Annotated in this window: 15 protein-coding genes; 1 reads left to right on the top strand and 14 read right to left on the bottom strand. The window is 44.8% G+C overall.

The genetic code is table 11. The annotated features are described in order from the left end of the window. Positions 1-76 precede the first annotated feature (76 nt). From FC61_RS01125 to pdhA, 13 genes are all read right to left on the bottom strand, one after another. On the bottom strand, positions 77-1,126 hold the full coding sequence (locus tag FC61_RS01125; RefSeq protein WP_021741123.1) for a SepM family pheromone-processing serine protease: 1,050 nt from the start codon (positions 1,124-1,126) through the stop codon (positions 77-79). Continuing rightward, positions 1,127-1,612 carry a pantetheine-phosphate adenylyltransferase gene (gene coaD / locus FC61_RS01120; protein WP_021741122.1) on the bottom strand — a complete coding sequence of 162 codons (486 nt, stop codon included), beginning with the start codon at positions 1,610-1,612 and terminating at the stop codon, positions 1,127-1,129. Continuing rightward, the gene (gene rsmD / locus FC61_RS01115) at positions 1,609-2,172 is read right to left on the bottom strand and encodes a 16S rRNA (guanine(966)-N(2))-methyltransferase RsmD (RefSeq protein ID WP_021741121.1); all 564 of its coding nucleotides are present in this window, start codon (positions 2,170-2,172) and stop codon (positions 1,609-1,611) included. Before rsmD ends, coaD begins: the two co-directional genes overlap by 4 nt. After that, complete coding sequence (locus tag FC61_RS01110) at positions 2,169-2,456, bottom strand: YlbG family protein (protein WP_021741120.1); 288 nt, start codon at positions 2,454-2,456, stop codon at positions 2,169-2,171. The genes rsmD and FC61_RS01110 overlap by 4 nt, the downstream gene beginning before the upstream one ends. Positions 2,457-2,477: 21 nt before the next feature. Further along, positions 2,478-3,632, bottom strand: coding sequence for an FtsW/RodA/SpoVE family cell cycle protein (locus FC61_RS01105; protein WP_011668073.1), 1,155 nt, complete (start codon positions 3,630-3,632; stop codon positions 2,478-2,480). Positions 3,633-3,785: 153 nt separating this feature from the next. Beyond that, entirely contained in the window at positions 3,786-5,630 is a 1,845-nt protein-coding gene (typA, locus tag FC61_RS01100; RefSeq protein WP_015473863.1) for a translational GTPase TypA, read from the bottom strand. A 137-nt stretch (positions 5,631-5,767) separates the two neighbouring features. After that, positions 5,768-6,559, bottom strand: coding sequence for an inositol monophosphatase family protein (locus FC61_RS01095; RefSeq protein ID WP_035464202.1), 792 nt, complete (start codon positions 6,557-6,559; stop codon positions 5,768-5,770). Positions 6,560-6,567: 8 nt separating this feature from the next. Continuing rightward, entirely contained in the window at positions 6,568-6,849 is a 282-nt protein-coding gene (locus FC61_RS01090; RefSeq protein ID WP_011668076.1) for a UPF0223 family protein, read from the bottom strand. A 1-nt stretch (position 6,850) separates the two neighbouring features. Further along, positions 6,851-7,759 (bottom strand): Rossmann-fold NAD(P)-binding domain-containing protein, encoded by a 909-nt coding sequence (locus tag FC61_RS01085; RefSeq protein ID WP_021741116.1) that lies wholly within the window; start codon positions 7,757-7,759, stop codon positions 6,851-6,853. Between the two features lie 205 nt (positions 7,760-7,964). Continuing rightward, positions 7,965-9,392 (bottom strand): dihydrolipoyl dehydrogenase, encoded by a 1,428-nt coding sequence (gene lpdA / locus FC61_RS01080; RefSeq protein ID WP_011668078.1) that lies wholly within the window; start codon positions 9,390-9,392, stop codon positions 7,965-7,967. A gap of 7 nt (positions 9,393-9,399) precedes the next feature. Continuing rightward, on the bottom strand, positions 9,400-10,719 hold the full coding sequence (locus FC61_RS01075; RefSeq protein ID WP_015473867.1) for a dihydrolipoamide acetyltransferase family protein: 1,320 nt from the start codon (positions 10,717-10,719) through the stop codon (positions 9,400-9,402). Positions 10,720-10,794: 75 nt separating this feature from the next. After that, a complete protein-coding gene (locus FC61_RS01070; RefSeq protein WP_011668080.1) occupies positions 10,795-11,772 on the bottom strand; it encodes an alpha-ketoacid dehydrogenase subunit beta in 978 nt (325 codons plus the stop codon). A 2-nt stretch (positions 11,773-11,774) separates the two neighbouring features. Next, the gene (gene pdhA / locus FC61_RS01065; protein WP_035464198.1) at positions 11,775-12,890 is read right to left on the bottom strand and encodes a pyruvate dehydrogenase (acetyl-transferring) E1 component subunit alpha; all 1,116 of its coding nucleotides are present in this window, start codon (positions 12,888-12,890) and stop codon (positions 11,775-11,777) included. 277 nt (positions 12,891-13,167) lie between these two features. On the opposite strand from pdhA, the gene def reads away from it, so the two are divergent. Then, positions 13,168-13,728 carry a peptide deformylase gene (gene def / locus FC61_RS01060; protein WP_011668082.1) on the top strand — a complete coding sequence of 187 codons (561 nt, stop codon included), beginning with the start codon at positions 13,168-13,170 and terminating at the stop codon, positions 13,726-13,728. A 52-nt stretch (positions 13,729-13,780) separates the two neighbouring features. Here def and FC61_RS01055 read toward each other — a convergent pair whose 3' ends face one another. Continuing rightward, the gene (locus tag FC61_RS01055) at positions 13,781-14,278 is read right to left on the bottom strand and encodes a hypothetical protein (protein ID WP_021741112.1); all 498 of its coding nucleotides are present in this window, start codon (positions 14,276-14,278) and stop codon (positions 13,781-13,783) included. Positions 14,279-14,432: the final 154 nt, after the last annotated feature.

Below are 14,432 nucleotides of genomic sequence, written 5' to 3'. Positions count from 1 at the left end.
CCGAAATAACTTTCCCAAATATTCAAAGACATTAAAAAAAGCCTGGTCGGCAATCCCAACCAAGCTTCTAAGTTATTTAACGGTGTGTCCTTAAGTAATGAACTGCATCGTCAAACGATTTTACTGGCACAACTTTCATATTCGGCGCATACTTTTTCGCTGTTGCCTTAGCCAATTGATAATTCGTTTGGTGTTGTTCTTCATACTTCAGTAACAATTTTGTCGGTTTCACGTAGGGAGCAAAGAAGACCGTCGCCCCTGCGCGCTTAGCAGCGATAATTTTCTTATCTATACCACCAATCTCGCCAACGTTGCCGTCACCATCAACCGTTCCGGTTCCTGCAATCTTTCGCCCGTGACGTAAGTCCTGCCCCGTCACTTGCGTATAAATCTGTAAGCTAAACATTAAACCACCTGACGGACCACCGATGTTGCCGGGATTCACCTGCACTTTAGGCCGAGCACTAACTTTGACGTTATCCGTTAAAGTAATCCCAATACCCGCTTTTTTCGTTGGCAACCGCATCAATTTGGCAGTTACGTGGTGTGTTTTACCATTGTGCTGATACGTAATGGTCGTCCGTTGTCCCACTTTTTGTCGCTGAATATATCGTTGATACCCCGTCATAGAGTTGAAATGATGACCATTTACCTCCGTCACCGTATCGCCCACCTTTAACGCTTGGGCAAAGGGTGACTGACGATCAACACTCAAAACGTAAATTCCCAAATAATGACGCTTCACCGTTTTATGGGCCGCCCGATATGCGGTATAAATCGACTCATTGATGGCGCTTTTCATATAAAAGTTCTGAACTTTATCATAGGTCGCATTACTCTCGCCACCCGTCACTGACGCTACACTCTCAATGCTGTAATAAGGATTAAATTTGGCATAGAGGTAGGAAACTGGACGAGCTTGCGCCAACGCAACTGAGGTAATCATATATTTTCCCTTATGCTTATCGGGATGTTGGGCAACTGTGACAAATGATTTCAAATTGTCTGCCTCACCGGGACCCTCAATATACTTGGGCAATGGCCACAGAAAAAATAGCAACACTGCAAGTGCTAATATCACCGTTACTAGAATCTGCCGCCACTGCCGTCGCGTTAAATTCCACACCTAATGGTCACCTTCTAACCGGGCAACCATCGCTTTGGCAACCATTGATGGAACCAATTGCTTAAGGTCGCCACCGAATCGAGCAACTTCTTTTAACAAGCTAGAAGAAACATATTGATACTGGGGATCAGCCATTAAGCAAGCCGTATCCACCTGTGGTGCCAAGTGACGGTTCAGATTAGCGATACCCTGTTCATATTCAAAATCAGTACTATTCCGGATACCCCGTACTAAAACGGTAGCCTGTACTGACTTCATGAAATCAACCGTTAGTCCTTGCTCGACTTGAACTGTCACATTTGGAAGATCAGCAATCGCGGCCTCAATAAAGGCCACCCGTTCAGACGTGGTAAACAGGCCCTGCTTTGAGGTGTTTTTCCCAACCGTCACAATTAACTGGTCAAACATTCGGCTAGCCCGCGTAATCAGGTCGACATGGCCATTGGTTAAGGGATCGAAGCTTCCGGGAAATACCGCAATTGTCACTGATCATCACTTCCCAACCGATAGATTGTCAACTCCGTAATACCGTAATCTCGCCGCTCAACAAATTCAAAGCCTGGTACATCATCTGGCAATGCAGCTTGTTGATCAGTCTCACAAACAATCCGAGCTGCTGGCGCTAGCACTTTCAACTCACGTAACTGTGCCATTTGCGCTAGAATTTTTTGTTGTGCGTAAGGGGGGTCAAAGAACACCAAGTCAAACTGATCTCCACGACGACCCAATTCAATTAACGCTTTATTGGCGTCTCGTTTCAAAATTTCAAACTTCTCGGGTGCCTTAGTGACTGCCACGTTATCTTTAATCGTTTGAATTGCCGCATACTGTCGGTCAATTAAGACCGCCTGGGAAATTCCCCGTGAAACGGCTTCAATACTGAGTCCACCGGATCCCGCAAAAAGATCCAAACTACGCCCACCATCAAAATAAGGACCAATTATATTAAAGAGTGCTTCCTTAACCTTATCAGTTGTTGGACGTGTGGCCATTCCAGGGACCGCCTTTAACCGGCGCCCACCAAAATCTCCAGCTACAATTCTCATTCATCATCATCCTCGGTTTCCGTTGTTGTGACCATTTCGGCGGCGACGCCATTGAACGTCTCGTTAATCGTTGGCCGTGAAGAAGCAACCACCCGCTTCACAAACCGTAAATGGGTCAATTGATTCGTGAGTTTCGTTACATCCTCTCGGTTCACATATAAAACTACATAACGCATCTTTTTAGAGACATACATCACTGTACCATAACGCTTTAACTGTCGCGTTTGTTTTAAGCTATACGTATACACGATCAAACTTTGTCGTGGTTGAATCGTAAAAGCCATCGCTAAAACCCTCCTCGAAAATTAATGAGTTGCTCGATACCGCTTCTGCCGTGCACTAATGTTCATCACCAAACCTAGTACCAATGCCAATGTCCACGTACTGGAGCCCCCATAACTGATAAAGGGAAAAGTTACTCCCGTAATGGGCAACATTCCTAACACACCACCGAGATTAAACAAGGTCTGCACTGTTAGGTAAGTCGCGGCGCCATAACAAATTAGCGCTTGATACGTTGAATTACTTCGAACCCCAACCAACGTGGTTCGCAGGATAATGACAAACAACAGCATAATCACTGCCAGAGCTGTAATCAGCCCCAGTTCTTCCGCTAAGATAGCCATAATAAAATCAGTATTGGGTTCCGGTAAATAGCCCGTTTTTTGGATACTATTTCCCCAACCAACACCAAAAATTCCACCATTGCTCAACGCATAATATGAATTAACCAGCTGTTGCCCTACCGATTGCGAATGCTCAAATGGGTTCACAAAAGCCACAATCCGTTGTAGTTGATAAACGTTCTTAGCAAAACCCAGTTCAGATATTTTGATCAGAATGGGAAAGAAAACACCAACGATGATGAAAAAGGCACCAACAAATATCGTTTTAGCTAACCGTGAATTAAAGCCACTCGCCAAAATCATGACAAAAATAATGGCGCCGTTAATCGTTGCACCACCCAAGTCGGGCTGCAACAAGATCAATCCAACAATGCCACAACAAATGATGAGGGGTTGACGCATCGTTACCCACCAACCCTCTAGCTGGATTCGGTCCTGTCGTTGGGCAATCACATTAGCCAACCAAATGATCAAATAAAATTTAACGAACTCGGCTGGTTGAATACTAACCGGGCCAACATGAAACCATCCTGCTGCCCCATTAATCGTCTGTCCCATTACTAATAATAAGAACAAAGATCCTAGCGCCACATACCCGGCGTATTTTAAGACCGTTTTATCCCGCAGTTTCTGTAAATTCATCAAAACCATTACCGTCAGGATCATTAAGCCCAATACCACATAAATAGCCTGCTTTACCAGATAACTGCCCGGACTACCACCATTTTGAGTTCCAATATCGGCACTCGCCGAATAAACCATGACAATCCCAAAAATGCTTAAAATCATGTAAGGCACTAATAGCCAATAATCTAAATATTTTAACTTTCGCATACGATTCATTCGCTCCAAGTCTACTCTACCGCCACGCGGCAATCGAATGTTTTCATTATAGCATAGCTGTTGCCGGTTTTTACCACAAAAAAACCGGCAACAGCCGTGGTAGACCCACGACTCTCACCGGTAAAGATTCAATTAAATTTTAAATTACTTACGAGCGGCAGTCCGGCGCTTCTTAGCAGCCTTTTCCCGTTCACCCGTATTTAAGATTTGCTTCCGCAGACGAACATGTTCTGGTGTAATTTCACAGTATTCGTCTTCGTTGATGAATTCCAATGATTCTTCCAGAGACATCTTCAGTGGGCTCTTAACCTTGGCAATATCTTCAGAACCAGCGGCCCGGACGTTAGTTTGGTTCCGGCCACGCGTAATGTTCACGGAAATATCATTATCCCGGCTGTTTTGCCCAATGATCATCCCTTCATACACTTCTGTCCCGGCATCGGTGAAAATAATTCCCCGATCTTGAACAGCCATGATGGCATAAGTCGTCACCTTACCAGAGTTAATTGAAACCAAGGTCCCATTGTGACGACCTGGGTTCCAGTTCTTAATAACTGGTAGGTACTTAGAGAAGGTATGGTTCATGATTCCGTAACCACGTGTCAATGATAGGAATTCAGTTGAATAACCGATCAACCCACGAGAAGGTGCCAAGAACGTCAAACGAGTTTGACCGTTACCAACAGCTTCCATGTTCTTCATTTCACCCTTACGTTGTGACAAGGTATCAATGATAGAACCCGTGTATTCATCAGGCGTATCAATTTGAACGGATTCAAATGGTTCGCAACGAACGTTATCAATCGTTCTGTAGATAACTTCTGGACGAGAAGCTTGTAGTTCGTAACCTTCACGACGCATTGTTTCAATTAAGATAGATAAATGCAATTCCCCACGGCCGGAAACAATCCAAGCACCTGGGTTATCGGTATCATCCACTCGTAAGGAAACATCGGTGTGCAGTTCACGCTTCAAGCGTTCTTCGATTTGACGAGACGTCACGAACTTACCTTCGCGACCAGCAAATGGTGAGTCGTTGGTCCGGAAAGTCATTTGCAACGTTGGTTCATCAATCCGTAAAACAGGAAGTGGCTCCAACGTATCTGGGGCAACAACCGTTTCCCCAACGTTGATTTCGTCCATCCCAGAAACGGCAATCAAATCACCCGCTTGGGCTTCGTTGATTTCCAAACGCTTTAACCCGAAGAAACCAAAGAGCTTGGTAACCCGGAAGTTTTGCTTGCTACCGTCAAGTTTCATAACTGTAACGCTATCACCGACTTTGATCTTGCCCCGGAAAATCCGGCCAATCCCAATCCGGCCCACAAAGTCATTGTAATCCAGCATAGCAACTTGGAATTGTAAAGGTTCATCCGTGTTGTCAATTGGTGCTGGAATGTGCTTAACAATGGTGTCAAACACTGGCTTCATGGTGTGTTCTTGTGTATCCAATTCTGGTTCATAGCTGGAGGTTCCGTTCATGGCAGAAGCATAAACCACTGGGAAGTCCAATTGATCTTCGTCAGCACCTAATTCGATGAATAGGTCCAAAACTTCATCAACCACTTCACTAGGACGGGCACCTTCACGGTCAACTTTGTTAATAACCACGATAGGGGTTAAGTGTTGATCCAGCGCCTTCTTCAGAACAAACCGAGTTTGTGGCATCGTCCCTTCATAGGCATCGACAACCAACAAAACGCCGTCAACCATGCGCATGATCCGTTCAACTTCACCACCAAAGTCGGCGTGTCCTGGGGTATCCAGAATGTTGATTTGCTTATCACCATAACGAACGGCCGTGTTCTTGGACAGGATCGTAATGCCCCGTTCCTTTTCGATGGCGTTCGTATCCATGGCACGGTCTTCGATTGACGCGTGTTCATCTAACGTGTCGGATTGTTTAAGCATTTCGTTAACCAAGGTTGTTTTCCCGTGGTCAACGTGGGCAATGATGGCAATGTTGCGGATATCATCTCTGATTTTCAAGTGTATTTCTTCCTTTCATGCTTGGTAAATTAGATGGATCACGGCGCGCTTACCTCGGTAAGTACGCTTATTGTAGCGTCAATAGCTGGTAAAGTCCATCCGTACCGGCCAGCCGCATAAAAAAACTGTGACAGGGGTCACAGTGAGACGTCATCTTCTTCAATTTGGAGAATATCACGTTGCGCTTTTTTCGTCGCTACTAGTACAAGGTTAGATGATAGCATATCGAGTGGTCGCCCGTCAATAGTTGAGACCTGAACGCCCAACGTTTCCAACAAGATTTTTCCAGCCGCAATATCCCATGGCTTCAAATGTGAAATATAACCCAATGACTTTCCCTCTAGAATATGGATCATTTCAATACCAGCGCTACCGTACACCCGCATTCCAGCACTAGCATGAACAATCGCTTGCATATGTGCGATGTCGTGAATAACCAGCGGTCCACTGGCACCAATCAGGCCTTCAGACAATGCCAAATCAGTCGGCGCCGTCAATTGACGTTCGTTAGCCCACACGCCACCTAACTGTGGTCCACCGGCGTATAAGATATCATTCATCACATCATAAATGTATCCCAACTGGCCGACACCGTCTTGATATATGCCAATCATCATTGCGAAATGATCGTGTTGTTTGACGAAGTTCATCGTGCCATCGATTGGATCAACAATCCACACGCGGCCCTTTAAGTCCGTCAAAGCGTCACCAAAGCCTTCTTCACCTAAAACACGCGCGGTAGGATCAATTCGGCGAATACCGGCAATTAAAAATTGTTCATTGCTCTTATCAATATTCGTAACTAAATCCTTACGATTCGACTTTGCTGCCACCGTCAGCGGTTCTTGCATTTTTTTTAAGACTTGCTGGCGTGCAGTTTTTAGCAACGACACAACCTGTTCATTTAGTTGTTGCCACTCCTGTTCCATGCTGATGCTCATCCCTTCATTTTAACCATACCGTCCGTTGCCCGGGCTTGTTTAACGGTCCGATAAATACTATATCCGGAGACCGTCTGAAACGCCTGATCAAGTTGCTTTTCTTCAAACTTTTGTGGAACCACTTGTTGAAAATCCTGATAAGCCTGTAATAAGGCGTGCCGGTCAACTCCTTGTGGTTGTTCATATGCTGCTTCTACACACTGATATAGTGTTGTAACGGCAATAATATCCGTTGTTGACCACTCTGCCATCAATGGGTACTCATAACTATCTGCCAATCTAACCCCGTCCCTCCGTTTGCTGATTTTCAATCGCATCAATATTAGCTCGCAAAGTTGTGACTTGTTCGCTATAGTCTTGTTGTTCATCTTCCGACAAAATTAGATTCGTCAAATGCTTAACGCCAATAGCCGTCACTAGCACCGGTGTTGCGGCCGCAAAATCCGGAGTTTCCGTGTGAATTGTCGTTGCTGGAGCAATTAATGGTTGATCATTTAAAGCGGCCTCTAACAGCTCAATAAGTGCCATTAAGCGCAAACTAATTTGATCTCCCTTGGCCTCCCGTTGCAGCCAATTTGCCATCTTATCCAAATCATCAGCACTAATTTTCGTATCGGCATTGGCCAAGTACATTAGGATGGGGACTGGACCAATATATGTTCGACTCCAAACGACAATGGGCAAGTCTGCCGTTCCAATCACCGTCGCCTGTACGGCAGCTGAACCAACGCCTAAACGATCTGCCAACCTAGCCGTTAATAATTGAGCCAACGGGTAGGTTCCTAATCCCCAAATTTGATTTGCTTGAAGTCCAGAAAACTTCCAAGCAAAGTAGCTTAGTTGTTCGTCATGCGCGCCACCAAAAATAAGCTGTCCTTTGAACCCATTTTGAACAATCCGATTCATAAAGACCCGCAGTTCCGCTATTTCAGTCGCCACAGCCGAATTATCCGTCGTTCGATCTAAAATGACCAACCAGGTGGCTTGCCCATAATCAGCGGTTGTTCCAACACGCAAGTCAAAGTGTGAACATAATGCACTGGCGACCACTAACGACTGGTAACGCGGTGTATCCTCTGTTCTATCAGGCATCACCACACAGTCTAAAGGTAGATCCGCAATTAATAATTGTTGTAATAATTGACTGGCCTGGGTAATGGTCCCCTGAATAATTAACGTTGGTTTCATAACACCCCTCCTCGGTGTATTCCGTAAATAACCACATAGCTACATTATAAATGAGCCCCACTGGATAGCAAGTTTGTTAGTCGGCTTTTTTCACAAATGCGAGGTATTTCACACTATTGGCTGATCGATTCCAGTATTATACAAAAAAGAGATCAGAGCTTTCGCCCTAATCTCTCAATACATAGACTGCTTATTTCACAAAACTTTAGATATGCGTTGGGAAGCCCAAAGCAATATCAGCCGTTTCTTGAATTGGTTCATTTAACGTTGGGTGTGGGTGAATAGTCAACGCCACATCCTCAACATTCAAGCCATCATTAACGATCACTGATAATTCACCAGCCATCGTGCTGGCTTCAGGACCAACCGCTTCAGCACCTACGATGTTTTGGTTGTCATCATCTGTATAGATGAAACGAACAAAACCATCTGGAGAATCCAAAGATACAGCCCGGGCATTCCCAGCAAATGGGAACTTAGCCGTCTTCACTTTGATTCCTTTATCCTTTGCAGCTGATTCACTGTAACCAACGGTCGCAATTTCTGGATCAGAGAAGCAAACTGCTGGAACACTTAACCAGTCGTTAGCCGTCTTCTTACCAGCAATCGCACCAGCTGCCGTCTTGGCTTCAGCAAAGGCTTTATGAGCCAATGCAGCACCAGGAACCACATCACCAACAGCCCAGATGTGTTCGGAAGCTGTCCGGCCTTGGTTATCGACCTTGATTTGACCATGATCGTTTAACTCAACCTTGGTGTATTCAAGCCCTAAGTCATCGGTATTTGGCCGCCGACCAACAGTAACCATGCAGTAATCGGCTTTAATTGTCGATTCCTTGCCATCAACCGCATAGGTAACACTAACGCTTTGATCATCTTGGCTAGAACTCTTGGCCATTGCGTTAGTAATAACGTCCACACCTTTTTTCTTCAACTTCTTTAGAACAACAGAAACCATGTCCTTTTCAAAGTTAGGCAGAATCGATGGACTTCCTTCAAGAATGGTAACATGAGCACCTAAACTTGCATAGGCTCCGGCTAATTCCGTACCGACGTAGCCACCACCAATGACAACAAATTCCTTAGGAATCTCTGGTAGATTCAGGCCACCAGTTGAATCCACAACCCGACCATCAAACTTAAAGCCAGGAATTTGAATTGGGTGTGACCCAGATGCAATAATAATATTATTGAACTCGAAAGTCTGACCCGTGTCAGTTGACATGAATTGCTTTTCGCCTGTCGGCATTACCCGTAACTGTGTGTCACTGAGGAAAACAGCTTCACCACTGACCACGTCAACATGGTGCTTCTTCATCAGCATCTTAACGCCGCTGGTCATACGATCAACGACCTTCTTTTGCTTCCATTCTTGGGTCTTCTTAAAATCAATTGTGGCTGAGTCTGTAGAAATTCCATAAGTGGACCCATCCTTAGCCTGTTCCAACCGGTGACCGGCCTGAATCAAGGCTTTAGACGGTACACAACCAACGTTCAAGCAGACACCACCAAGGGTATCGGACTTTTCAATTAAGGTTACTTTTTGCCCCAATTCAGAAGCCCGAATGGCGGCAACGTAACCGCCGGGTCCGGCACCGATGATGACGGTGTCCTTTTTTTCAACATCTGCCATATTATTCCTACCCTTCCATTAACAACATTTCTGGATCATGCAGCAAGGCCTTTAATTCATTCAAAGCATTCTGAGCTAAGGCACCATCAATCAAACGGTGGTCGTAACTCAAGGAAAGCTTCAACATCCGGCCAACAGCAATGTCGCCATCTTCATTAACATAAGGAGCCTTTTCAATCCGGCCAACCCCTAAAATAGCAACTTCAGGTTGGTTGATAACTGGTGTGAACCAGCCACCACCAATAGAACCAACGTTAGAAATCGTGATGGAACCACCGGCCATGGAAGCAGGGCTTAACTTGTTATCGTAAGCGGCTTGCGTATTTTCAGTGATTTCCTTGGCAATTTCAAACATACCCTTAGAATCTGCTGCTTTGATGTTTGGCACATACAAGCCATCATCAGTATTGGTAGCAATTCCAATGTTGTAGTAGTGCTTGTAGACAATCTCTTGGGTAGTGTCATCAATAGAAGCATTTAGTTCAGGGAACTTCTTCATAACAGCAACCAAAGCCTTAACAATGTAAGGTAAGAAAGTCAGGTGAATGTCGCGATCTGCAGCGGCTTGCTTGTACTTCTTACGGTTAGCCATTAAAGCTGAAACTTCGACTTCGTCAAAGGACGTTACGTGTGGCGCAATGTCTTTAGAAGTCCGCATGCTCTTGGCAATGATCTTCCGCATTGGTGACATTGGTTCACGAGTTTCCAAATCAGGGTTATCGGCGTTCCAAGGTTTGATTGCTTGACCTGCAGCTGCCTTACCAGCCGGTGCAGCGTCAGTAGTTGCTGAAGCCGTGGCCGCTGGTGCAGCCGCACCATTAAAGTTGTCAATGTCAGCTTTCAATACTTGCCCATGATTCCCAGTTGGCGCAACTTGAGTAATATCAACGCCTTTGTCACGTGCATACTGACGAACCGATGGCATCGCCATAACCAATTTATTGGGATCAGAAGCAGCAGGAACTCCAGTTGGAGCCGCTGCTGGTTCAGCAGGTGCTGCTGGCGCTTCGGCAGGTGCCGGTGCTGCTTCTTCAGCAGGTGCTGCATCATCTTCTTCGCCACCCTTGCTTAAATCAGCTGGGGTATCTGATCCATCATCAATCACAATCAGTGGATCACCAATTTCAACAGTGTCCCCCTCTTGGGCAACAATTTTTGAAATCGTACCTGAAACGGGTGATGGTAATTCCGAGACCGACTTATCGTTTTGGATTTCGACTAATGTGTCGTCTTCCTTAACCGCGTCTCCTTCTTTTACAAGCCATGAAGAAATTTCACCTTCGGCCATTCCTTCACCAAGCTCTGGGAGTTTGAACGTATAAGCCATGGGAAAACTTCCTTTCTTTAATCTAATGTAGGATGTCTCCCACATCGTTAATTTTTATCAATTAGTTTAAGATTTTTAATAGTTATAAATTTCACGTGCCTTGGCTTCAATATCATCGGCATTTGGAATCCAATCATTTTCAGCTTGGGCAAATGGGTAAACGCTATCTGGTGCTGCAACCCGACCAATTGGTGCATCCAATGACATGATCTTTTCTTCGGCAATATCGGAGGCAACAACCGCACCAACACCAGCCATTCGTTGTGCTTCTTGAATAACAACCACCTTGTGGGTCTTATCAATAGAAGCAAAGATCGTATCCGTATCAATTGGTGACAAGGAACGTAAGTCAATGACTTCAGCAGAGATATTGTCCTTAGCCAAGGCATCGGCAGCCGTCAAAGCTTCGTTGACTTCAGCACTGTAGGCAACCAGCGTAATGTCGGAACCTTCACGAACAACCTTAGCAGAGTCTAACGGAACCGTATACTTGTCATCAGGCACTTCATCCTTCATGGAACGGTACAACTTCAAGTTTTCCATGAATAAGACTGGATCATCGCTTTCAACCGCAGAAATCACGAGACCTTTAGCATCATAAGGATTGGAAGGTGTTACCACTCGTAACCCTGGGGTGCTAACAAAGTAGTTTTCCAAGTTATCAGCGTGCATTTCAGCGGTATGAGTCCCACCACCAAATGGTGTCCGGATCGTAACAGGGAAGTTCTTTTGGCCGCCGAAACGATAGTGATCACGAGCTAATTGGCCTACGATCCCATCCATGGCTTCAAACGTAAAGCCCATGAATTGGATTTCAGGAATTGGTCGCCAACCGGTTAATGATAAACCAATAGCTAAGCCTAAAATACCTGATTCAGCTAAAGGTGTATCGAAGACCCGATCTTCACCATGCTTGTCTTGTAAATCAACCGTTGTCCGGAACACACCACCGTTTTTACCAACGTCTTCACCGAAGATTAACGTCTTAGGATCATCAGTCAACACTTGATCCAGACCGGAAGTGATCGCTTTGATATACGTCATTTTAGCCATGATTACTTCGACTCCTTTGCTTCAAATTCTGCAATCTGTTTCTTAACAGCTGGAGTAGGCACATTGTAAGTCCACTTCAAGAAATCAGAAACCTTTTGTGCAGGGGCTGCTTCAGCTTCCTTCATTGCTTGCTTGAATTCGTCTTTGTATCCGTCGACTAATTTGTCTTCTTGATCTTGTGACCAAACACCCTTGTCAGTTAAGACCTTCCGCAAACGAACCAATGGATCGGCATCGAACCAAGGCTTTTCTTCTTCCTTAGTCCGGTAACGCGAAGGATCATCCCCAGCAGAGGAGTGAGCGCCATACCGGTAAGTTAATGTTTCGATGACTACTGGACCATTACCAGCTGCGGCAAATTCACGAGCGGCTTTAGAAACTTCATGAACCGCCACAATATCCATCCCATCAACTTGGACAGAAGGAACACCCATGGCAACCGCCTTTTGAGCTAACGTTTCCGCAGCCGTTTGCTTCTTCCGTGGGACGGAAATTGCCCAGCCATTGTTTTGAACAAAGAAGACAGCGGGTGCTTGATAAGCACTGGTGAAGTTAACCCCTTCATACCAGTCACCTTGTGATGTCCCGCCATCACCAGTGTAAGCAAAGGCGACGCGATCTTCATCGCCGTTCTTCTTAATTCCCAAAGCAACACCGGCAGTTTCAACATATTGCGCACCGATAATGATTTGTGGGAACATCATATTAGGGTTTTCATGTTGATTACCTTCAACATGCCCTTTTGACCATAAGAAACCTTTTGCAACGGTAGTCCCGTGTTGAATCATTTGTGGTAAATCACGGTAAGCTGGTAATAGGTAGTCTTGTTCCTTAAAGGCAGTAACACTACCCATTTTACTAGCTTCCTCACCGGCAGTTGGAGCATAGAAACCGAGGCGACCCTGACGGGAGAAGTTCATTGTTTGTTCGTGTAACGTACGCTCCCAAACCATTTTCTTCATGAAGTCAACAAGTTGGTCATCTGAATATTTTGCCAACGTGTCTGGATCAACAACCTTGCCTTCGCGATCGATGACTTGAACCGGGTGCTTGTATGGGTCAGCCATCGTAGCTTTGATTTTGGCAAAGTCTACAATCTGTTTGCTTCCATTAGCCATAAGTAACACTTTCCTTTCACTTGATATGAAATTGTTAACTAAAAGTGAGTTAACGTTGCGTTTCCTGACTACGCTTATAAAGTACCATTTTTTCACAGACCTTGCAAGCCCTTTCATGCTTGTGAATAAACGGATTTGTTGGGAATCATTGTGGCTATTGTGTTCGCCCGTTTTCGTCTTTTTTTGAAAACCGCAACCGTTTTCTTTTCATTTCATTTTTCACAATACCTATGTTACAATAGGTGGTAATTATGATTTAATTTCGGAGGTAATCGCTTTGTTTCTTATGAAAGATATTGTCCGTGATGGCGATCCAGTTTTACGCCAAGAGGCAGCGGATGTAACGTTTCCACTCTCAGAAGAGGATCAACAACTGGCTAAGGATTTAATGGAATATTTGGTCGTTTCACAAGACCCTGAACAATGTAAAAAATATGGTCTACGTGCTGGTGTAGGCTTAGCCGCGCCTCAGGTTGGCGTTTCCAAAAAGATGGCTTCCGTCTTAGTTCCTCCTGTTGAAGAAGATGGTAAGTCGCCCTTTACGGATGTCATTATTAACCCAGTAATCATTTCCGAATCAGTCCAAGCTGGTGCCTTGACTGAGGGTGAAGGTTGCCTGTCAGTCGATAAAGATGTACCCGGATTTGTCCCTCGACACGATCGGATTACCTTACGTTATTACGATGTAAATGGTGAAAAACACCAAGTTCGTTTAAAAAACTATCCAGCCATTGTTTGTCAACACGAGATTGATCACCTACACGGCACACTATTTTACGATCACATTAATAAAGACCAACCATTCAGTCGTGATGATGACATGATTATGATTGAGTAGTTACAATAAGAAGATAAATAAAAAGGATACCAAATTTTGGTATCCTTTTTATTTATTCAACGACATCGTCTAACTTTTTCAGATCTTTTAAATATTCTACGGTTGATTCATTGACCAGGTAAGCGACATCTAAATGCAGTTGATTTTCATATACCCAAATATCACTGACAACAAACGCTGAACCAGTGCTAACTGTTTTAACCTGATGATCCGCACTAAAACTGGCTAGAGCTGCGTTAAATGCCCGCTCAAGCTCGGACAACCGGTGTTCAGCCGCCATGCCTACGGATAATGTGTATTCAAACGCCATAACCCCCCGGCCCCAAACATCTGCGACCGTCACGGCTGATTGAATTTGACATTCTGCTTCACTCAACACCTGTTCATTAACTAAACGTTGCAAGGCCGCTTTGACAGCGACATCCGTTTCATCTTGTGCGGATCGTCGCACCATCCTTGTTGCTCGTTGCACTACCATTCGGTGAATAACTTCGTAAATGACTCCGGCAATGACAATGCCAATAATTACTTCTACTATTAATGAAGTCATGGCATTTCCTCCATTCGTTTCGTCTTTCTTTTATGATAGCATGTTTTACGGTCTAGGGGTAATTCTATACAATCAGCGGAAACTATGCTAAAATTGTGCTAATTGTTGTGTAAGCAACCCGCAGTTCGGAAAGAACATCCATGATTCGTTGTTA

This window comes from Levilactobacillus brevis ATCC 14869 = DSM 20054, assembly GCF_001433855.1.
Classification (GTDB): Bacteria; Bacillota; Bacilli; order Lactobacillales; family Lactobacillaceae; genus Levilactobacillus; species Levilactobacillus brevis.
The sequence above is the reverse complement of the archived record's forward strand: the minus strand, read 5'-3'. Positions and strand labels throughout refer to the sequence as shown.

What these genes read in the sequence shown, in the direction of transcription:
- FC61_RS01095 (WP_035464202.1), bottom strand. Translation starts at nt 6,559, where the DNA reads ATGGAACAGGAGTGGCAACAACTAAATGAACAGGTTGTGTCGTTGCTA.
- FC61_RS01105 (WP_011668073.1), bottom strand. Translation starts at nt 3,632, where the DNA reads ATGCGAAAGTTAAAATATTTAGATTATTGGCTATTAGTGCCTTACATG.
- FC61_RS01085 (WP_021741116.1), bottom strand. Translation starts at nt 7,759, where the DNA reads ATGAAACCAACGTTAATTATTCAGGGGACCATTACCCAGGCCAGTCAA.
- rsmD (WP_021741121.1), bottom strand. Translation starts at nt 2,172, where the DNA reads ATGAGAATTGTAGCTGGAGATTTTGGTGGGCGCCGGTTAAAGGCGGTC.
- FC61_RS01075 (WP_015473867.1), bottom strand. Translation starts at nt 10,719, where the DNA reads ATGGCTTATACGTTCAAACTCCCAGAGCTTGGTGAAGGAATGGCCGAA.
- pdhA (WP_035464198.1), bottom strand. Translation starts at nt 12,890, where the DNA reads ATGGCTAATGGAAGCAAACAGATTGTAGACTTTGCCAAAATCAAAGCT.
- lpdA (WP_011668078.1), bottom strand. Translation starts at nt 9,392, where the DNA reads ATGGCAGATGTTGAAAAAAAGGACACCGTCATCATCGGTGCCGGACCC.
- FC61_RS01110 (WP_021741120.1), bottom strand. Translation starts at nt 2,456, where the DNA reads ATGGCTTTTACGATTCAACCACGACAAAGTTTGATCGTGTATACGTAT.
- FC61_RS01070 (WP_011668080.1), bottom strand. Translation starts at nt 11,772, where the DNA reads ATGGCTAAAATGACGTATATCAAAGCGATCACTTCCGGTCTGGATCAA.
- FC61_RS01055 (WP_021741112.1), bottom strand. Translation starts at nt 14,278, where the DNA reads ATGACTTCATTAATAGTAGAAGTAATTATTGGCATTGTCATTGCCGGA.